Genomic DNA, 19,004 nt, shown 5'->3' with positions numbered 1-19,004 from the left:
GGACGGCGAGGGCTGACCCCGGGGAAGCGCCGACGCGCCTCGCGGCACACCGAGCCTGCGAGACCTACCCCTTCGCGGCGCCGGACACCGCCGCGCCGGAGACCTCGGCTGCGGAACCCGAGACAGCCGAGCCGTCCAGGCGATCGACCAGCTCCAGCCCGCGGCGCGCCCAGGCGATCTCGCCCTGGGCGCGCTCGACGAGCCCCTCGTAGGCGAAGCGCTTGTAGGCGATGGTGCGCTCGCGGTCGGCGTCCGACGTCACGGCCAGCCGCCGCACGAGCATGGGGTTGGCGACCGCGTCGATGCGCTCGAGCTCGCCCTCCCACTGCGCGAGCTCGCCCTCCCACTGCGCGATGTGCCGCTCGAGGAAGGCGCGCGCGGCCTCGGGCGGGGCCGCCTCGAGGTAGGCGGCACGCAGGTGGGCGGGGTCGCGCACCCGCTGGTAGTCCAGGGGAGCGGCCATCCAGTCGAGGAACGCCTGGTTGCCGGCATCCGTCACGTGATACATCCGGCGCGTGCCGCGCTCGCCTCGCGGCTGCTCCTCGCCCTCGATGAGGCCGAGCTCCTCCATCTTGCGCAGCTCCGGATAGATCTGCGAGTCGGGCGCATGCCACACGTGGCCGACGGACTGGTGGAACTGCTTCTGCAGGTCGTAGCCCGACAGCGGGCCGACCCGCAGGATCGCCAGCAGCGCATACCGCAGACTCATGCGACTCCTCTCCCTCCCGAGACTAGCGAGCGGCGGATGCCTCCTCCGCCGCCGTGACGGAATGTGCGAGGGGGCCCGCCCGGCGCGGGCGGACCCCCTCGGGTCGGTGCGGGTCAGGCGGATTCCTGGTACCCGGTGCGCCAGCCGCCGTGGTACGTCTGGCGGGCGACCGTCGAGTACGGCACCGGAGAGACGACGGCGCGGACCTCGAGCTGCTTGTGCGGCTCGACCGACGCCTTCTTCGTGCCCCCGTCGGGCTCGCCCCACACGACCGTGACCTCGGCGCCCTCGGGCACGTCGGGGTTGACCGTCGCGAGCGACAGTGCGCGCTTCTCGTTCGCGCTGTAGCCGGTGAACATCGAGAATCCGACGACGTCGCCGCCGGCATCCGTCACCGCGTCGTAGTTCGCCGACCCGTAGTTCGCCAGCGGCAGGTCGAAGAACTTGTAGCTGTCGCCCTCGGTGTCGAAGAGCGACGCGAAGATCTTCGTGACGTCCTCGGCGTTCCACGCCAGCGTGACCTTGCGGCGCTGGGTGGCCGGGTCGATCTTCTCGAGGGCGTCGCGGCCGATGAAGTCGTGGTCGAACTTGACGAACGAGCCGTAGCCGAGCTCCCACGGGGTGAGGTAGTAGTCCTCGATGTTCTGCGACACGAACGAGCCCGCGAGCGTTCCGGTCGCCTCATAGCTGTCGACGCCCAGCCACTCGCGGTAGCCGCGCTCGGCCTCGCCCGAGTAGATGGCGGGAAGCGGCGACGGGATCCAGCCCGACTCCAGGGTGTTCGACGGATAGGCCCGCGAGCCCACCGGCACGAGGCCGAACTCGGCGCCCGCCTCGACGATGAGGTCGCGCACGCGGTGGTGGTCCTCGTACGGGCCCCACACCTCGAGACCCGGGGCTCCTGCCATGCCGTGGCGCAGCGTGCGGACGTTCGCCCCGCCGATCTGCATCTCGGACATGGCGAAGAACCTCAGCTGCTCGAGCGGGCCGCCGTTGAGCTTCTCGATGACCTGCCAGGCGGCCGGCCCCTGGATCTGGAACCGGTAGTAGCGCCGGCTCACGGCGTCGCCGTACGGGCGCGACGGCGAACGCCGGTCGACCGTGACGTCGAGGTTCGCGTAGCCGCCGGTCTCACCGTGGTACATCAGCCAGTTCGACGCGGGAGCGCGGCCGACGTACACGTACTCGTCCTCGGCCTCGTGGAACAGGATGCCGTCGCCGATGACGTGGCCCGACGCGGTCGTGGGCACGTACTGCTTGGCGCGGTTCACCGGGAACGTCGCGACCGAGTTGATGGCCGTGTCGGAGATCAGCTTGATCGCGTCGGAGCCCTTGAGGAACACATTGTCCATGTGGTGCGACTGGTCGTAGAGCACGGCGGTGTCGCGCCACGCCTTCTGCTCCTTGATCCAGTTCTGGAAGTCCGCGGGGACCACCGGGTAGATGTACGAGCCGATCTGCGAGTTGCGCAGCATCTCGACGGCGTTCTGCGCGTCGATGAGCTCCTGCAGATTCTTCGCCATGGGGGAACCTCTCTGTTCTGGTGATGGGTCAGGTGAAGACGATGGTGTGGTTGCCGTGCCGGATCACGCGGTCCTCGGCGTGCCACTGCACGGCACGGGAGAGCACGGCCCGCTCGACGTACGCCCCGCGGGCCTGCAGGTCCGCGGCGGACATCGAGTGGTCCACCCGCGCGACGTCCTGCTCGATGATCGGACCCTCGTCCAGGTCCTCGGTGACGTAGTGGCTCGTCGCGCCGATGAGCTTGACGCCCCGCTCCTTGGCCTTGCGGTAGGGCGCGGCGCCGATGAAGGCGGGGAGGAAGGAGTGGTGGATGTTGATCACCGGCACGCCGACCTCGTCCAGGAACGTGTCCGAGAGGATCTGCATGTAGCGGGCGAGCACGACGAAGTCGGCGTTGCCCTTCAGCAGCTCGACGATCTTCGCCTCGGCCGCCGACTTGTCGGGCCCCTGCGACGGCACGTGGAAGAACGGGATGCCGAAGCTGCGGACGTCCTCGGCGGTGTTGGTGTGGTTGGAGATCACCATGGGGATCGTCACCGGCAGCTCGCCGCGGCGGTGGCGCCACAGCAGCTCGAGCAGACAGTGGTCGCTGGTCGAGACCAGGATCGCCATGCGCTTGGGGATGGACTGGTCGGTCACGCGCCACTCCATCTCGAGCGGACCGAGCGTCTTGTCGAGATCGGCTTCGATCTCGGGCAGGGCCGCCTGCAGGTCAGGCCGGTGGAACACGACGCGCTGGAAGAACTCGCCGCCCTCGGGGTTGTCGGAGTACTGGTCGAGGGTGACGATGTTGCCCTTGTTGCGGGCGATCAGCGCTGTCACCGCCGCGACGAGACCCGGCTGATCGGGACCGTGGACGATCAGGCAGGCGTGGTCGCGGTGCGTCTCGAGGTGGGCCGTCATCGGCGCGCCCCCGAGGACTGCGCGGCCACGAACTCGCGCGCCCACGTGCTCGTCGCGAGCAGTCCGCCGAACGTGTAGAAGTGCAGCTTGACGTCGCCGGACTTCGGGTCGGCGGCGAGCAGCTCCGCGAGGTCGGAGACGAAGCGGTCGGGTCCGGCGGTGCCCATGAGGTTGGTCAGCGAGAAGCCGTACTTCTTCACGATCATGGCGTTGGCGCCGATGCCGAACCGGCGGGCGAAGCCGAGCAGGCGCTTGATGCCGGCGGGACCGGGGGTGCCGATGCGGATCTGCGCGTCGATGCCGCGCTCGCGCACCTGGTCGATCCACGCCATGACCGGGTCGGTGTCGAAGGCGAACTGCGTGAGGACGACGGCATCCAGCCCCTGCTGCGCGAGGGCGAGCGCCTTCTCGTCGAGGTGGCGCCACAGCACGTCTTCCGGGATGTCGGGGTGACCCTCGGGGTAGCCGGCGATCGACACCTCGCGCGCGCCGTACTTCTTCAGCAGGCCCGACCGGATCAGGGTGAGGGCGTCGGGGTACGGGCCTGCGGGCTCGGCGGGGTCGCCGCCCACCGCGAAGACGTGCTCGGTGGCCCCGACCTCCTGCAGGCGGGCGAGGAACTCCTCGAGCTGCTCCTGCGACTCCAGCCGCCGTGCCGAGATGTGGGCGACGGGGACGAAGCCCATCTCCTTGACGGCCTTGGCCGCGGCGACCCGCATCTCGAGGTCCTCGTTGCCGAGGAACGTCACGTTGATCTTCGTCCCCTGCGGGATGGTCTCGCGGGCCTCCTCGAGGCCGGGAACGTCCTTGCCCGTCATCTCGAGCGAGAAGCCGTCGACCAGAGCGGCCGCCGAGGGGGAGGCGGGAGTCGGGTGCGCCATGGGAGGTCCTTTCCTCGTCCGGGTGCGTCGCTGCGTCCCGGTATCCAGAGAATACCTATCACCATAGGTAATGGCAATAGGCACGTCGTGTGCGTGACCTCCATGTTCGGTGCGCGGACCGCGGTGGCGACGGTTCGATTCCGTTGAGCGGATGCCGCACCCGCCCGGAACCTGTTCTTCAAGAAAATCGTGACGGGCGTCACGAAACCATTGACAATCGCTCGAGGGTGGCGCACCATGACTCTTGTCCGGCACGCCGAGGTGGGGACTCCGACTCCGGTCGGACGGACCCGGCGGCCGGTGAACCCGCACAGTCATGAGAGGCCCGTCAATGAAGAAGAGTCTTGCCACCGTCGGCGTACTCGCCGCCGCCGCTATCGCCCTGGCCGGCTGCACCGATTCCGGCGCCGATCCCGCCTCGAGCCCGTCCGACGGCGGAGACGCCGGCTCGGGCGACCTGACGACCGTCCGCGTCGCAGCCCTCCCCATCGCCGAGACCGGCGCGCTCTGGGCCGCGATCGACGAGGGCATCTTCGAGGAGCACGGCCTCGAGATCGAGGTCGTCCCATCGCAGGGCGGCGCCAACGCGATCCCGGCGCTGCTCAGCGGCGACATCCAGTTCGCCATCGGCCAGCCGTTCGGCCCGATCCGCGCCGACCTCCAGGACCTCGGCGTCGTCATCGTCGGCAACTACGCCAACAGCATCGCCGAGGGCGACGACGTCAACGCCGTCGTGGCGCTCGGCGACTCGGGCATCGCGCGTCCCGCCGACCTGGCGGGCAAGAAGGTGTCGGTCAACACGATCGGCGCGGCCGGTGACCTCACCATCCGCAAGGCCGTGCAGGACGACGGCGGCGACCCCTCGACGATCGAGTTCGTCGAGGTCGCCTTCCCCGACGTGCCGGCGCAGCTCGAGGCCGGCACCATGGATGCCGCCTGGGCTCCCGACCCGTTCCGCGGCATGATCGTGGGCGGCGGCGGCGTCTCGGTCGTCCAGCCCTACCAGGCGACGATCCCCGGGCTGACGGTGCTGACCAACATCACGACGCAGGCGCTCATGGACGAGGACCCCGAGCTCGTCACGGCCTACTCCGAGGCGATGGCTGAGGCCCTCGACTGGGCGGCCGGCAACGAGGAGGCGGTCCGCGCCGCGATCGCGACGAACCTCGAGATCCCCGAGGAGGCGGCCGCCGGCATCACGCTGCCGACCTTCACGTGGGACCTCGCCGACGCCGGCATCGAAGACCTCGGCGCGCTGGCGGTCGAGTTCGCGTACATCGACGCCGAGCCCGACTACGACCGCCTGCTGCAGCAGCAGTGACGGCGTGGAGTGAGCGGATGCCGCGCGCTGCGGCATCCGCTCCCTCCCTCCTGCCCTCCCGACGCCGCCCCTCCACCGATCGGACCCGCCGATGGCCGTCGCCGACGCCCCCATGATCGTCGCCACACCGCCGCGCCGACGCAGCGCGCGACGGATGCGCACCCTCCGCAAGTTCGCCCTCGGCGTCGCCGGCGTCGTCGGATTCCTCGTCACATGGCAGCTGCTGCCGACGCTCGGCCTGGTCGATCCGCGCTACTTCCCCAGCGCGACCACGACGCTCGCCGCGCTCGGGCAGGAGCTGCGGGACCTCGAGTTCTGGCGCAACGTCTGGCGCACGATGACCGCCTGGGGCATCGGCCTGGCCATCGCCACCGTGCTCGCGACGGTGCTCGGCACGGTCATCGGACTCGTCCCGTTCCTGCGCCGTGCGACCCACACCACGGTGGAGTTCCTCCGCCCGATCCCGTCGGTCGCACTCATCCCGCTCGCCATCCTCATGTTCGGGCTGCGGATCGAGGCGGCGCTCGTCATCATCGTCTACGCCAGCTTCTGGCAGGTCTTCATCCAGGTGCTGTACGGCGTCGCCGACGTCGACACGGTCGCCCGTGACACCGCCCGCAGCTTCGGCCTCTCGCGCGGCTCGCGGATCGTGAACCTGGTGTTCCCGACCGCCCTGCCGTACCTCATGACGGGTCTGCGGCTCGCGGCGGCGGTCGCGCTGATCCTGGCCATCACGGCCGAGATGTTCATCGGCAACCCGGGCCTCGGGCGCGAGATCGTGTTCGCGCAGTCCGCGGGCAACTGGCCCACCGTGTATGCGCTCGTCATCGTGACCGGCATCCTGGGCCTGCTCATCAACCTGGTGTTCCGCGCGATCGAGCGTCGCTCGCTGGCCTGGCACCAGTCGGTGCGAGGGGAGGAAGTGCTGTGACGCTCTACACCAGCACCGTGGTGACCCCCCGGCGGCCGTCCCGCGTCTGGGCGAAGATCGGCGAGAACACGCTGTACGCGATCGGGCTGCCCCTTCTGCTGCTCATCATCTGGGGCATCTGGGCGAGCTTCACGACGGCCACGTTCTTCCCGCCGCCGCTCGAGATCCTCGACGCGTTCATCGACACCTGGATCGGTCCGGCCTTCATCACCGACGTGCTGCCGAGCCTCGGCCGCCTCGCGATCGGCATCGTCATCTCGATCCTCGTCGGCATCGTCGCGGGCACCCTCATCGGCCTGAACCGATGGCTGCGCGAGCTGCTGGAGCCGATGCTGGAGTTCTTCCGCGCGGTCCCCCCTCCCGTGCTGCTGCCCATCGTCGTCGTGCTGATGGGACCGACCGACGCGATGAAGATCGTCGTGATCGTGGTGGGCTCGGTGTGGCCGATCCTGCTCAACACGATCGAGGGCGTGCGCGCCACGGACTCGGTCATGACCGAGACGGCCCGCTCTTTCGCCGTGACGCCCATGGAGCGCCTGCGCTACCTGGTGCTGCCCGCGGCGAGTCCGCGCATCATGGCCGGCGTGCGGCAGTCGCTGTCGATCGCCCTCATCCTGATGGTGATCTCGGAGCTGGCGTACTCGTCGTCCGGCCTGGGCTATCAGATCGTCTACTTCCAGCGCAATTACCTCATCGCCGAGATGTGGAGCGGCATCCTGCTGCTCGGCCTCATCGGCATCCTGCTCGCGACGATCTTCGGGCTCGTCGAGCGTCGCGTGCTGCGCTGGTACCACGGAATCAAGGAGGTGGAGCGTGCCTGACACGCTGCTGAAGGTCGAGCACCTGCGCAAGGTGTACGAATCGACGACCGGGAACGTCGAGGCGATCGGCGACATCAGCTTCCGGATGGATGCCGGCGAGCTGGTGTGCATCGTCGGCCCCTCCGGGTGCGGCAAGACGACGCTGCTGAAGTGCATCGCCGGCCTGCTGCGGCCCACCTCCGGGGTGGTGGAGCTCGACGGCAAGCGCGTGACCGCGCCGCCGCCCAAGATGGCGCTCGTGTTCCAGGAGTACGGCCGCAGCCTCTACCCCTGGCTCACCGTGCGCGGCAACGTCGAGCTGCCCCTCAAGCACAAGAAGCTCTCGCGCACCGACCGCGACCGGCTCATCGACGACGCGCTGACGGCCGTCGGCCTCGACCACGCCGCCAAGAGCTACCCGTGGCAGCTGTCCGGCGGCATGCAGCAGCGCGTCGCGATCGCCCGCGCCGTCGCGTACCAGCCCGAGGTGCTCATCATGGACGAGCCGTTCGCCGCCGTCGACGCCCAGACCCGCGCCGACCTCGAGGACCTGGTGCGCACGCTCCACCGCGAGCGGGGCATGTCGATCCTCTTCGTGACGCACGACATCGACGAGTCGGTCTACCTCGGCGAACGGGTGATCGTGCTGTCGAAGTCGCCGACCTGGGTGCAGGAGGACCTCGCGATCGACCTCGAGGCCGACCGCGACCAGATCACCACCCGCGCGCTGCCCCGCTTCACCGAGCTGCGCACCCACGTGTACGAGCAGATCCAGCGTGCCAAGCGCGGCGAGGCCGTCCGCCCGGGGGCGGCGTGAGCGTTCTCCCCGTCGAGGGCTCGGTCCTCACGCGCAAGCCGAGGCAGCTGCTGCTGGCCTTCTTCGGCGAGTTCGTGTGCGACCGGTACTTCGCACCGCTGCGCGCGAGCGTGCTGATCGGCACCCTCGAGAGCGCGGGCGTGGCGGCCTCCGCCGTGCGCACCAACCTCGACCGCATGGTCGCGAGCGGGGTGCTCGAACGCCGGCGCCTCGGGCGCGAGATCGGGTTCGAGCTGACCTCCCACGGCAGCGAGGTGCTGCGCGAGGCGTCGGGCCGCGTGAACGGGCCCGCGCCGTTCGAGCCCCAGGGCGAGGGCTGGACGCTCGTCACCTTCAGCGTCCCCGAGCACCTCCGCGACCTGCGGCACCGCCTGCGCGCCGCGCTGACGTGGTCGGGATTCGCGGTGCTGCGCGACGGGCTGTGGATCGCCCCCGGGGCGGTGGACCTCGCCGCCGCGCTGGATGCGATCATCCCCGACCTGCCCCCGGGCTCGGTCACCGCGTTCTCGGCGACCGAGCTCGACGGGTTCCCGATGGCCGAGGCGGTGCGCGTGGCGTGGGACATCGAGCGCATCCGCGAGGCGCACCTCGAGTTCATCGCGCACTGGGAGCGCGAGGATGCGGCATCCGATCTCCCTCCCGTCACCGCGCGGACCCTGCTCGTCGCCGACTGGCTCGCGCTGCTGCGCGCCGACCCGCGGCTGCCGCGCCAGTACATGGGCGAGGACTGGCCGGCCGACCGCTCCGCCGAGCTGTTCACGCGGCGGCACCGAGAGTTCGCCTTCCCGGCCGTGCGGGACTTCGCCGGCCTCGTCGACTGAGCACTGCCGTCGGTCCCAGCGCGCGTACCGGCCTCGCGACCCTTGGCTCTCAACAGGTCAACCGCGGTTCTACAGGACCGATCCGGTCCGCTGCCTCCTGTAGAGGGCCGGTTGACCTGTCGGCGTGGGCGCGCGGGCCGGGGGAGACTGCCGGGGGGTCGAGCCGCGTGCTCACCGGCTCTCGCCGAACCGCGCGCGCAGGTCGGCCTTGCGCACCTTGCCCGAGGCGGTGCGCGGCAGCTCCTCCACCACGACGACGTTCTTCGGCAGCTTGTAGCGCGCGAGCACGCCGTCCAGGTGGGAGCGCACGATCTCGGTGTCCACCTCCGCACCCTCCTTGAGGGTCACGACCGCCCACGGCACCTCGCCCCAGCGCTCGTCGGGCACGCCGACGACAGCGACGCCCGAGATGCCCTCGATGTCGGAGATGAGGTTCTCGACCTCGGCGGGATAGATGTTCTCGCCTCCCGAGATGATCATGTCCTTGAGGCGATCGGCGATGTAGAGGTAGCCGTCGGCATCGAGGTAGCCGAGATCGCCCGAGCGGAACCAGCGGTCGTCGGTGAACGCGGCCGCCGTCGCCTCGGGCTGGCCGTGATAGCCGAGGAAGACGTTGGGCCCCGAGATCTCGATCTCGCCGACGGTGCCGCGCGGCACGACGTCGCCGTGCTCGTCGGTGATGCGCACCTCGGTGAAGAAGTGCGGGAGGCCGACGCTGCCCTGCTTCTCACGGGTCTTCGACGGTGCGAGCGACGTCGCGCCCGGCGAGGTCTCGGTCATGCCGTAGCCCTGCGAGAACGACAGCCCGCGCTCCTCGTAGGCATTGAGGATGCGGGTGGGCACGGCCGAGCCGCCGCACGTGAGCTTCCGCAGCGTCGAGATGTCGGTCGCCGCCCAGTCCGGGTGGTCGGCCAGCATCTGGTACGTGGTCGGCACGCCGCTGAGCATCGTTACGCCGTGGCGCTGGATCTGCGCGAGCGCGCGACCGGGCTCGAAGCCCTTCTCGAGGACGAGCGTCGCGCCCTTGAGGATCACCGGCAGCGCGCCCATGCCCAGCGACGCGACGTGGAACAGCGGCGAGATCATCAGCGAGACGTCGGTCGAGACGACGTCGTAGTCGACGATGCAGTTGACCGCGACCCACGTGAGGTTGCCGTGGCTCAGCACGGCCCCCTTCGGACGCCCCGTGGTGCCCGACGTGTAGATGATGGCCGCCGGGTCGTCCAGGCCCACGTCGGCGACGGTGTGGCCGCCGGGGGCCTCGGCCACGAGGCGGGCGAGACCCGGGTGCCCCGGCAGCCCCTCGCCGGTCACGATGACGTGGGCGATGCGCCCCGCCTCGATGCCCGGCATCGCGCGTTCCAGGAACTCGGGGTCGAGCACGACGGCGCGTGCCCCCGAGTCGACGAGGATGTGCTGCATCTCGGGAGCGGCGAGCCGCGTGTTCAGCGGCACGAAGACGGCGCCCAGCTGCGCCGCGCCGAACATCACCTGCAGGAACTGCGGGCTGTTCTCGCCGATGTAGGCGACGGCGTCGCCACGGCGGATGCCGCGATGCCACAGCACGGCGGCGACATGGTCGGCGGCATCCGCCAGCCGGCGATAGCTCAGCTCGTCGTCGCCGAAGACGACGGCCGTCTTGTCGGGGTCCTTCAGCCGCCGCTTGGCGAGCCAGAACCCGATTCCCTCGTGCATCGTTGCGGGGTCCTCTCCCTCGAGGAAGCGTGCGGGTCGGACGAGCCGATCAGGCGTAGAAGCGGTACAGGCCGCGCGCCGCGACGGCGGGCTTCTCGGCGCCCTCGATCTCGATGGTCTGGTCGACGGCGAACTGGTAGCCGCCGCGCACCTCGGTGACCTCGGCGATGACGGCGGTCATGCGCACGCGGGCGCCCACCGGCACGGGCGAGACGAACCGGACCTTGTCGAGGCCGTAGTTCACGCGCGTCGTGACGCCGGTCACGTCGAAGAGCTCCGACCAGAACTTGACCGCGAGCGACAGGGTGAGGAAGCCGTGCGCGATGGGACCGCCGAACGGCCCCTCCGCCGCGCGCGCCGGGTCGACGTGGATCCACTGGTGGTCGTCGGTGGCATTGGCGAAGAGGTTCACGCGGTCCTGCGTGATCTCGAACCACTCGGTGTGGCCGAGGTCGGTGCCGGCGAGGCCGGCGACGTCGGCGTAGTCGACGGTGGTGGTCATGGTTTCTCCTTCGTGGACGGGTCAGGTGAAGGCCGACGCGCCGGTGAGCGCGCGGCCGACGATGAGGGCGTTGATCTCGTGCGTGCCCTCGTAGGAGTACACGGCTTCGGCATCGGCGAAGAACCGCGCGACGTCGTGCTCGAGCAGGATGCCGTTGCCGCCGAGCACCTCGCGGCCGAGCGCGACCGTCTCGCGCGCGAGGCGCGCGGTCTGCATCTTGGCCAGGGCGGAGTTCTCGTCGGCGAACTCGCCCTGGTCCTGCCGGGCGGACAGCTGCACCACGAGGGCGAGCGAGGCGACGGTGTTGCCGAGCATGCGCGCCAGCTTCTCCTGCACGAGCTGGAAGCCGCCGATGGGGCGCTCGAACTGGTGGCGCTCGCGCACGTAGCGGACCGCGGCGTCGAGGGCGCCGGCCTGCAGGCCGGTGGCGATCCACGCCACGTCGGAGCGCATCGCCCGCAGGATCCGCGAGACGTCGCGCCAGCCGTTCACGTTGTGGAGGCGCGCCGTCTCGGCCACGCTCACGCCGTCGAGGCTGATGATCGCGTTCTGCATCGGACGCAGCGCGACCTTGCCGGTCATCGCCTCGAGCCGCACGCCCTCGGCGTCGGTCGGCACCAGGAACGCCTTGACGGCGTGGTCGTCGACGTCGCGCGCGAAGACCAGGAGGACGTCGGATGCCGCGGCCCCGCCGATCCACTTCTTCCGGCCGTCGATCACCCAGTCGCCGCCGTCGCGCCGCGCGGCCGTCGCGAGCCCGCCGGCGATATCGGAGCCGTGCTCCGGCTCGGTGAGCGCGAACACGCCCCTGAGTTCGAAGCTGCGCACACGGGGGTCGAGCTCGGCAGCCTGCTCCGGCGACCCGCCCAGCGCGACGGCGGTGCGGAAGAGCCCGGACTGCGCGTTGTACAGGGTGGCCACCGACACGTCGGTGCGGGCCAGCACGTAGTTGCGGAAGCCCGAGTACATGCTCGACGCCGCCTCGGCGGCATCCACCCCCTCCGGCTGCATCAGATCGAGGGGGATGAGCGCGTCCAGGACGCCGGCCGGCATGGTCGCCGTCTCCCACGCTTGGGCGAGGAGCGGACGGATGCTGCGATCCAGCGTCTCCTGCAGCCGCGCGAGCGCCGCGCGCGCGGCCGGGCTCAGGTGCGCGGCAGCGATCGCATACGGGTCGAACCCGAACGTCGCATCCGACTCGAGCGCAGGCATGTCAGCCCCCGAGTCCCAGCAGGCGTGCCGCGTTGTCCTTCAGGATGCCGGGCAGGACCTCGGGCTTGAAGGAGCCGGCGGTCTCGGCATCCGTCATCCAGCGGTCGGGGGTGAGGAGCGGGAAGTCCGAGCCGAACAGCACGCGCCTCTTGAGGTAGGAGTTCGCGGCGCGCACCAGCGACTCCGGGAAGTACTTCGGGCTCCAGCCGGACAGGTCGATCCAGGTGTTGTGCTTGTGCGTGGCGACCGAGAGCGCCTCGTCCTGCCAGGGGACCGAGGGGTGGGCCATGATGATCTGCAGGTCGGGGAAGCGCGCGGCCACCGGGTCGAGCAGGATCGGGTTGGACAGGCCGAGCAGCAGCCCCCGCCCGCCCGGCAGGCCGGCGCCGATGCCGGTCTGGCCGGTGTGGAAGAGCGCGACGACCCCGGCCTCCTGCAGCGCCTCGTACAGCGGGAAGCGTGCCTCGTCGGAGGGGTCGAAGCCCTGGACCGTCGGGTGGAACTTGAAGCCGCGCACGCCGTGCTCGTCGATGAGCCGCCGCACGCGGTCGAGCGCATCGGGCCGACGCGGGTCGACCGAGCCGAACGGGATGAGCACGTCGTTGTTGCGGGCGGCGCCCTCGGCGATGTCGGCGCTCGAGAGCGGGGCGTGCCCCAGCTGCGTCTCGGCGTCGACGGTGAACACGACGGCGGCCATGCGCCGCTCGCGGTAGTACGCGGCGACCGAGTCCAGGTCGGGGTTCGGCCCGTCGGTGCTGAAGTACTTCGCCGCGGCGTCGGCGAGATCGCCCGGCAGCGAGGCGTGCCCGTGCCCGTCGACCTCGATGTGCACGTGCACGTCGATCGCCGTGATCGCGTCGAGGTCGATCGCGGGTTCGTAGCGGGTCATGTCGGGCCTTCCGGGTCTTCGGTCCCGTGCCTGCCGAAGGGCGCTTCGACAGGCACGGGACCGACGGGTCAGGGGCGCTGGAGGTCGTCGGGGAGCGGCGGGAACTTCTCGCCGACCGTCTGCAGGTCGCCCACCGCGTCGCCGAAGCCGGCGGCGAGATCGTCGTACGACCAGCCGCCATCGTGGAAGGCGGTCGCGACCGGCTCGGGGTGCGACCACAGCTGCAGCCGGTCGCCGCCGATCCCGATGGCCTGGCCGGTGACGCCGGCGGCGGCATCCGATGCCAGGTACGCGATGAGCCCGGCCACGTCGTCGGAGGTGCCGAAGCCGAGGTCGTGGCGGAAGAACGGGGGCATCGGCTCGCCGGCCGCCTCGGCCTCGACGGCGGCGGCGAAGTACGGGACGGTGGCCGTCATGGCGGTCGCGGCGACCGGGATGACGGCGTTGGCGGTGATGCCCGCGCGCTTGAGCTCGAGCGCCCACGTGCGCACCATGCCGACGATGCCGGCCTTGGCGGCGGCGTAGTTGGTCTGCCCGAAGTTGCCGCGCTGCCCGGTCGGCGAGCCGATCGCGATGATCCGGCCGGGGACCTCGTTCTCGCGCATCCAGGTGGCGGCCGCCCGCACGCACGTGAAGGTGCCGCGGAGGTGGACGTTGATGACGGTGTCGAAGTCGTCGTCGCTCATCTTCCACAGCACGGTGTCGCGCAGCACGCCGGCGTTCGTGACGAGGATGTCGAGCCGGCCGAAGGTGTCGACCGCGGTGCGCACGAGCTGCTCGGCGGTCTCGGTCGGACCCACGGGGGCCGCCACCGCGGCGGCGCGTCCGCCCTCGGCCTCGATCGCGGCGACCGCCTCGGCGGCCGTGGCCTCGTCGACGTCGTTGATCACCACGGCCGCTCCCTGCCGGGCGAGCTCCTGCGCGTAGGCGAGGCCGAGCCCGCGCCCGGAGCCGGTGACGATCGCGACCTTGCCGTCGAGGGGGCGGGCGGTGCCGCTCGGGGTGGCGTCGGATGACATGCGTGAGACTCCTTCGTGTCGCGGCCCGGTCGGCGCGGGGCGCCGTACCGGGTTCGGGACCCATTGAAGACCCAACCGTTGAAAATGTCAATCATTCCGTTCATCCACGAACTGGGTTACGCTCGTGGCCATGCCGAAATCCGCCGACGCCGTCGCCCCGTCGGGCCTGCGCGCCTCGGTGCTCGCCGACGACGTGAGCTTCCTGCTCGCGCGTGCGAACGCGATCGCGCTCGCCGCGGGCAACGCGGCGCTGGCAGAGCACGGGCTGAAGGCGCGGTCGTTCTCGGTGCTGGTCCTGGCGTCGGGCGATGCCCGGCCCTCGCAGCGCGACCTCGCCGAGTTCCTGCGCCTCGACCCGAGCCAGGTCGTCAGCCTCGTCGACGACCTGCAGTCCCGCGGTCTGGTCGAGCGGCAGCCCGACCCCTCCGACCGGCGCGCGAACGTCGTCGTCGCCACGGATGCGGGGCGCACGCTCGCGGCCGCCGCCCGGGAGGCCGCGCGCGTCGCGGAGGAGCGCGTGCACGCGCAGCTGTCGGAGGAGGAGCGCGAGCTGCTCACCGGCCTGCTGCGCCGGCTCGCCTTCCCCGACGACTGACGGCTCTGCGGTGCTGGGTCGGTGTTGGAGAGCGGCGCCGGCGGGGCGCGGCATCCGTCATCGCGTCAGCGGCGGTCGAGCACGTAGCGGTCGCGGCCGGCGAACACCCCGACGACAGTGAGGCCCACGAGCACGGCCAGGACCAGCGCGAGCGACGCGGTCCACCCGCCGGTGAGGCTGTGGAGTCCGCCGAATGCCACCGGCCCGAGCGCGGCGATCACGTAGCCGACCGACTGCGACATGCCCGACAGCGCGGCGGAGGTGTCGTGATCGCGGGCGCGCTGCGCCATCAGCGTGAGCGACATCGCGAGGGTCGCGCCGCCGGTGAGGCCGATGAGGGAGCCCCACACCAGCACGGCGCCGGGGGCGAGCATCAGGCCGACGACGCCGATGACCGCGAGCGACGGGATCAGCGCGGGGGCCCAGCGCTCGAGGCTCCCGCGGAGGATCAGCGGCAGCAGCAGGCAGCCGGCGAGCGAGAACAGCTGGTAGACCATGACGTCGACGCCGGCGACGACCTCCGAGCGACCGGTGGACATCGACAGCGGCGCGAGCCAGGTCACGAACATGTAGAACATGGATGCCTGCAGCCCCATGTAGACCGCGACCAGCCAGGCGATCGGATCCGACCAGATCCCGGTGCGACCGCGCGGCGCCTTCGCGCGATCGTGCACGCTGCGGGCCCCGCGGTGCGCCCACCACCACGCCGCGACGGCGAAGGGCAGCAGGGCCGCGCCCGTGACGAGCAGCGCGAATCGCCAGCCCGCCGCCTCGCCGCCGACCTCGATGTGCGAGATGGGCACGACGACTCCGGACGAGACCGCACCCATGCCGGCCAGCAGCGCGGTGTACACGGCGGTCATCGCCGGGACGCGGCCCGGGAACTCGCGCTTGACCACGGCCGGCATGAGGACGTTGATGATCGCGATCCCGACGCCGATGATCGCCGTGCCGATCCACAGGCTCACGACCGGCCCCGGGATCGACCGCACGAGCGTGCCGGCCAGCAGCACGAGCAGCGACCACAGCAGCACGCGGGGCTGGCCGAAGCGGCGGCTGAGCTCGTGCGCGACGGGGGAGAACAGCGCCCACGCGACCAGCGGCACCGCCGCGAGCACGCCGAGCGCGGTCAGCGACATCCCGGTGTCGGCGCCGATCTGGTCGAGCAGCGGCCCGAGCCCCGTGATGGCCGGGCGCATGTTGGCCGCGACCAGGCACACCGCCGTCAGCAGCATCGCCACCGACGCCGTCCGCGGCGTGCGCGGCGGAGCGGTCCGCGACGATGGGGTCATAGGGCTCGGACTATAGCCCACGCGGCGGGCGTGGCATCCGTCCATTCCCGTTCAGCGGCAGCCCTCGTGCGAGGAAGGGGCGTCAGGCGAGGCCCTCGAGGGGCCAGCCGGTGTAGGCCTCCGCCAGGAAGCGGCGGCCGGCCTCGGACTCGACCACCGACTGCAGCTCGCCGAGCTGACGCAGGCGGTCGAAGTCCGACGCGTCGGGGGCGACGTGGAGCATGTTCGTCATCCACCAGGAGAAGTGCTGAGCCTTCCAGATGCGGTGCAGCGCCTTCTCGGGGAACTGCTGGAGGAGGCGGTCGTCGTTCTCCAGCAGCAACGCGCGCAGCGCGCGCTCAAGCACGATCACGTCGGCGACCGCGAGGTTCATGCCCTTCGCGCCGGTGGGCGGCACGGTGTGGGCGGCGTCGCCGATGAGGGCGACGCGACCGTGCAGCAGCTCGTGGGCGACGAAGCTGCGGAACCGCAGCACGTCCCGCTGGAAGATCGGACCCTCCTTGAGGGTCGTGCCGGGCACGCGCTTCTGCAGCTCCTCCCACAGCTGCTCCTCGCTCAGCGCGTTGGGGTCGGCGTTCGGGTCGCACTGGAAGTACATGCGCTGCACCGTGGGGCTGCGCTGGCTGATGAGCGCGAAACCGTCGGGGGAGTTGCTGTAGATGAGCTCCTCGGCGCTCGGCGGCGCCTCGCAGAGGATGCCGAACCACGCGAACGGGTACTCGCGGAAGTAGCCGCCGGTCGACGAGCCGGTGACCGCCTCGCGCACGACGCTGCGCGAGCCGTCCGAGCCGACGACGAAGTCCGCCTCGATCTCGAGCGGAGCGCCGTCGGCGTCGGTCGCGATGACGCGCGGACGATCGGATGCCGCATCCTCGACGCGCACGGCGGTGACGCCGAAGCGGAGGTCCTGGCCCTTGTCCAGGCGTGCGGCGATGAGGTCTTTGAGCGCCTCGTGCTGCGGGTACAGCCACACGCCACGGCCGACGAGCTCGGCGAAGTCGATGCGGTGGCCGGCGCCCGAGAAGCGCAGCTCGATGCCGTCGTGACGGTTGCCCACGGTGCGGACGCGGCTCGACGCTCCGGACGCGTCGAGGATCTCGACGGTTCCCTGCTCCAGGATGCCGGCGCGGATCGTCGTCTCGATCTCCTCGCGCGAGCGCTGGTCGATGACGATCGACTCGATGCCGGCGTTGCCGAGGAGATGCGCCAGCAGGAGTCCGGCGGGTCCGGCGCCGACGATGGCGACGCGGGTGCTGATCGTGGTGGTCATGACGTCTCCTTCGACGACGTGAGGGGGTGCGGATGCCTCGCCCCAGTGTGACCCCGCTCCACCTCGCCGGCGTGTAGATTCCCGTTCATCGGGATGACTCTCACCCCCCTCCCTTGCCGACATCGCGGCTACTCGGCGAATGACCACGCTGTGGGCACCCAGGACGTGGTCGCTCGTCGAGGAACCGCGAACTCGGCGGGGGTGGGGGTGGGGGTGGGGATGGGGTGGGATGACGGATGCCGCGGGCCGGCGTGGGCTCAGCGGCGGTCGGTGCGGAGGGCGGCCTCGACGCCGGCGGCGGCGGCGCGGAGCGCCGCGACGGCGGCGTCGGGCGGCGTCTCGCGGGGGAGCACCACCGACAGCGCGGCCACGACCTCGCCCGCGTCGCGGATCGGCACCGCCACGCCGGTCGACACCGACTCGATCGATCCCGGCGCCACCACCACGCCGGTGCGACGGACCTCGGCGAGCAGGCGGCGCAGGCGCGCGGCATCCGTCACCGTCTCGGGCGCGAGGGCGCGCAGCGGTCCGGCGAGCACCCGCTCGCGGAGGGCGGCCGGCGCGTGCGCCAGCAGCACGAGGCCCGACGACGAGGCGTGCAGCGGCAGGCGTCCGGCGATGCGGGTGATGTTGGCGCCCGCGTCGGGATGCGAGAGGCGCTCCAGGAAGAGCGCCTCGTCCTGCTCGAGCACCGCGAGCTGGGTGTGCTCGCGGATCGCCGCCTGCACCCGCTCCATGTGGGGCAGCGCGGCCTGCCGGAGGCGCAGCGCCGTGGAGCCGCGGAGGGCCAGCTCCCACAGCCGCATCCCGAGGTGCACGCGACGGTCCTCATCGCGCTCGAGCAGCCCGGCGGCGACGAGCTCGTCGACGATGCGGTGCGCGGTGGACGACGGCAGCCCGGCGCGGCGCCCGATCTCGGCGGCCGACTGCATCGACCGTTCGGCCGTGAACGTCTCGAGCACGCGCACGATGCGCTCGGTCATCGAGTCGCCGGTCGGCGAGTTGGCCATGCGCCCACTGTGACACACGCCCGGGCGGGTAACGTCGCTCGGGGAGGAGCCATGGCGGACGGCGAGGGCGTGCTCGAGCGCACCCTGAGGGTGCTCGACTGCTTCACCGACGACGAGCCGGCCGTCACCGCGGCGGCGCTCGCCGCGCGCACCGGCCTCGCCTCGTCGACGCTGCACCGCCTGCTCGCGACCCTCGTGGCCGAGGGGCTGCTGACGCGGGGTCCGGGTCACACCTACGCCATCGGGCCGCGGCTGTGGGAGCTCGGCGAGCTGTCGCCGCTGTCGCTGCGGCTGCGCGAGACGGCGCTGCCGCACATGGTGCGGCTCTACGAGGCAACGGGCGAGAACGTGCACCTCGCCGTGCTCGACGGGGCCACGCCCGAGACGACGAGCGCGCTGTACGTCGGGCGCCTCACCGGCCGCCAGTCGATCCCGACCCTGAGCCGCATGGGCGGGCGGGGGCCGCTGCACACCACGGGGGTCGGCAAGGCGCTGCTCGCCACGCGGGACGAGGCCTGGCTGCAGCAGTACTTCCGCGCGCCGCTGGTGCGCGAGACGGTGAACTCCATCACCACAGAGGCGGGCCTGCGCGCCGACATCGCGCGCACCCGGGCCCTCGGCTACGCGACGACCCGCGAGGAGATGACCCTCGGCAACGTCTCGGTGGCCGCGGCCCTGCCGCGCGTGGAGGGCCTTCCTCCCATCGCGATCGGCCTCGTCGTTCATCTCGAGCGCGCCGACGCGCGGCGCCTCGGGCCCCTCGTCGTGCAGTCGGCCAAGGACCTCCACCACGACCTCCGCGGCGCGTGAGCC

The 19,004-nt window shown here is 71.3% G+C and carries 19 protein-coding genes; 7 read left to right on the top strand and 12 right to left on the bottom strand.

The features are described 5' to 3' along the window. Positions 1 to 64: 64 nt before the first annotated feature. The 4 genes from ACFRAL_RS00980 to ACFRAL_RS00965 all read right to left on the bottom strand — a co-directional run bounded on the left by ACFRAL_RS00980 (position 65) and on the right by ACFRAL_RS00965 (position 4,017). On the bottom strand, positions 65 to 709 hold the full coding sequence (locus ACFRAL_RS00980) for a PadR family transcriptional regulator (protein ID WP_378878795.1): 645 nt from the start codon (positions 707 to 709) through the stop codon (positions 65 to 67). 113 nt (positions 710 to 822) lie between these two features. Next, positions 823 to 2,232 (bottom strand): aminomethyl transferase family protein, encoded by a 1,410-nt coding sequence (locus ACFRAL_RS00975; RefSeq protein WP_378878793.1) that lies wholly within the window; start codon positions 2,230 to 2,232, stop codon positions 823 to 825. Between the two features lie 28 nt (positions 2,233 to 2,260). Then, on the bottom strand, positions 2,261 to 3,136 hold the full coding sequence (purU, locus tag ACFRAL_RS00970) for a formyltetrahydrofolate deformylase (protein WP_336394267.1): 876 nt from the start codon (positions 3,134 to 3,136) through the stop codon (positions 2,261 to 2,263). Further along, the gene (locus ACFRAL_RS00965; protein ID WP_336394268.1) at positions 3,133 to 4,017 is read right to left on the bottom strand and encodes a methylenetetrahydrofolate reductase; all 885 of its coding nucleotides are present in this window, start codon (positions 4,015 to 4,017) and stop codon (positions 3,133 to 3,135) included. Before ACFRAL_RS00965 ends, purU begins: the two co-directional genes overlap by 4 nt. Positions 4,018 to 4,348: 331 nt before the next feature. On the opposite strand from ACFRAL_RS00965, the gene ACFRAL_RS00960 reads away from it, so the two are divergent. The 5 genes from ACFRAL_RS00960 (at position 4,349) to ACFRAL_RS00940 (ending at position 8,707) form a co-directional block, all read left to right on the top strand. Then, complete coding sequence (locus ACFRAL_RS00960; protein WP_336394269.1) at positions 4,349 to 5,338, top strand: ABC transporter substrate-binding protein; 990 nt, start codon at positions 4,349 to 4,351, stop codon at positions 5,336 to 5,338. 91 nt (positions 5,339 to 5,429) lie between these two features. Continuing rightward, positions 5,430 to 6,269, top strand: coding sequence for an ABC transporter permease (locus ACFRAL_RS00955; RefSeq protein WP_378878790.1), 840 nt, complete (start codon positions 5,430 to 5,432; stop codon positions 6,267 to 6,269). Next, positions 6,266 to 7,090: an ABC transporter permease gene (locus ACFRAL_RS00950; protein WP_336394271.1), complete on the top strand. Its 825-nt coding sequence runs from the start codon at positions 6,266 to 6,268 to the stop codon at positions 7,088 to 7,090. Before ACFRAL_RS00955 ends, ACFRAL_RS00950 begins: the two co-directional genes overlap by 4 nt. Beyond that, on the top strand, positions 7,083 to 7,886 hold the full coding sequence (locus ACFRAL_RS00945; RefSeq protein WP_378878788.1) for an ABC transporter ATP-binding protein: 804 nt from the start codon (positions 7,083 to 7,085) through the stop codon (positions 7,884 to 7,886). Before ACFRAL_RS00950 ends, ACFRAL_RS00945 begins: the two co-directional genes overlap by 8 nt. Next, a complete protein-coding gene (locus ACFRAL_RS00940) occupies positions 7,883 to 8,707 on the top strand; it encodes a PaaX family transcriptional regulator C-terminal domain-containing protein (protein WP_336394273.1) in 825 nt (274 codons plus the stop codon). The genes ACFRAL_RS00945 and ACFRAL_RS00940 overlap by 4 nt, the downstream gene beginning before the upstream one ends. Positions 8,708 to 8,878: 171 nt before the next feature. Here ACFRAL_RS00940 and ACFRAL_RS00935 read toward each other — a convergent pair whose 3' ends face one another. From ACFRAL_RS00935 to ACFRAL_RS00915, 5 genes are all read right to left on the bottom strand, one after another. Next, a complete protein-coding gene (locus tag ACFRAL_RS00935) occupies positions 8,879 to 10,402 on the bottom strand; it encodes a long-chain fatty acid--CoA ligase (RefSeq protein WP_336394274.1) in 1,524 nt (507 codons plus the stop codon). A 49-nt stretch (positions 10,403 to 10,451) separates the two neighbouring features. Next, on the bottom strand, positions 10,452 to 10,904 hold the full coding sequence (locus tag ACFRAL_RS00930; protein WP_378878785.1) for a MaoC family dehydratase: 453 nt from the start codon (positions 10,902 to 10,904) through the stop codon (positions 10,452 to 10,454). A 21-nt stretch (positions 10,905 to 10,925) separates the two neighbouring features. Further along, complete coding sequence (locus tag ACFRAL_RS00925; RefSeq protein WP_378878783.1) at positions 10,926 to 12,116, bottom strand: acyl-CoA dehydrogenase family protein; 1,191 nt, start codon at positions 12,114 to 12,116, stop codon at positions 10,926 to 10,928. A gap of 1 nt (position 12,117) precedes the next feature. Beyond that, positions 12,118 to 13,005 carry an amidohydrolase family protein gene (locus tag ACFRAL_RS00920; protein ID WP_378878781.1) on the bottom strand — a complete coding sequence of 296 codons (888 nt, stop codon included), beginning with the start codon at positions 13,003 to 13,005 and terminating at the stop codon, positions 12,118 to 12,120. A gap of 68 nt (positions 13,006 to 13,073) precedes the next feature. Continuing rightward, entirely contained in the window at positions 13,074 to 14,024 is a 951-nt protein-coding gene (locus ACFRAL_RS00915) for an SDR family oxidoreductase (protein ID WP_378878779.1), read from the bottom strand. A gap of 130 nt (positions 14,025 to 14,154) precedes the next feature. On the opposite strand from ACFRAL_RS00915, the gene ACFRAL_RS00910 reads away from it, so the two are divergent. Next, positions 14,155 to 14,619: a MarR family winged helix-turn-helix transcriptional regulator gene (locus ACFRAL_RS00910; RefSeq protein ID WP_336394279.1), complete on the top strand. Its 465-nt coding sequence runs from the start codon at positions 14,155 to 14,157 to the stop codon at positions 14,617 to 14,619. A gap of 65 nt (positions 14,620 to 14,684) precedes the next feature. On the opposite strand, the gene ACFRAL_RS00905 is transcribed toward ACFRAL_RS00910, so the two are convergent. The 3 genes from ACFRAL_RS00905 to ACFRAL_RS00895 all read right to left on the bottom strand — a co-directional run bounded on the left by ACFRAL_RS00905 (position 14,685) and on the right by ACFRAL_RS00895 (position 18,191). Then, a complete protein-coding gene (locus ACFRAL_RS00905; RefSeq protein WP_378878777.1) occupies positions 14,685 to 15,911 on the bottom strand; it encodes an MFS transporter in 1,227 nt (408 codons plus the stop codon). Positions 15,912 to 15,993: 82 nt separating this feature from the next. Beyond that, a complete protein-coding gene (locus ACFRAL_RS00900; protein WP_378878775.1) occupies positions 15,994 to 17,181 on the bottom strand; it encodes a 4-hydroxybenzoate 3-monooxygenase in 1,188 nt (395 codons plus the stop codon). Between the two features lie 257 nt (positions 17,182 to 17,438). Next, positions 17,439 to 18,191 (bottom strand): IclR family transcriptional regulator, encoded by a 753-nt coding sequence (locus tag ACFRAL_RS00895; RefSeq protein WP_378878773.1) that lies wholly within the window; start codon positions 18,189 to 18,191, stop codon positions 17,439 to 17,441. 51 nt (positions 18,192 to 18,242) lie between these two features. Between ACFRAL_RS00895 and ACFRAL_RS00890 the strand changes: the two genes are divergently transcribed. After that, positions 18,243 to 19,001: an IclR family transcriptional regulator gene (locus ACFRAL_RS00890; protein ID WP_378878771.1), complete on the top strand. Its 759-nt coding sequence runs from the start codon at positions 18,243 to 18,245 to the stop codon at positions 18,999 to 19,001. Positions 19,002 to 19,004: the final 3 nt, after the last annotated feature.

Source organism: Microbacterium sp. NPDC056736, assembly GCF_042790415.1.
Classification (GTDB): domain Bacteria; phylum Actinomycetota; class Actinomycetes; order Actinomycetales; family Microbacteriaceae; genus Microbacterium.
The sequence above is the reverse complement of the archived record's forward strand: the minus strand, read 5'-3'. Positions and strand labels throughout refer to the sequence as shown.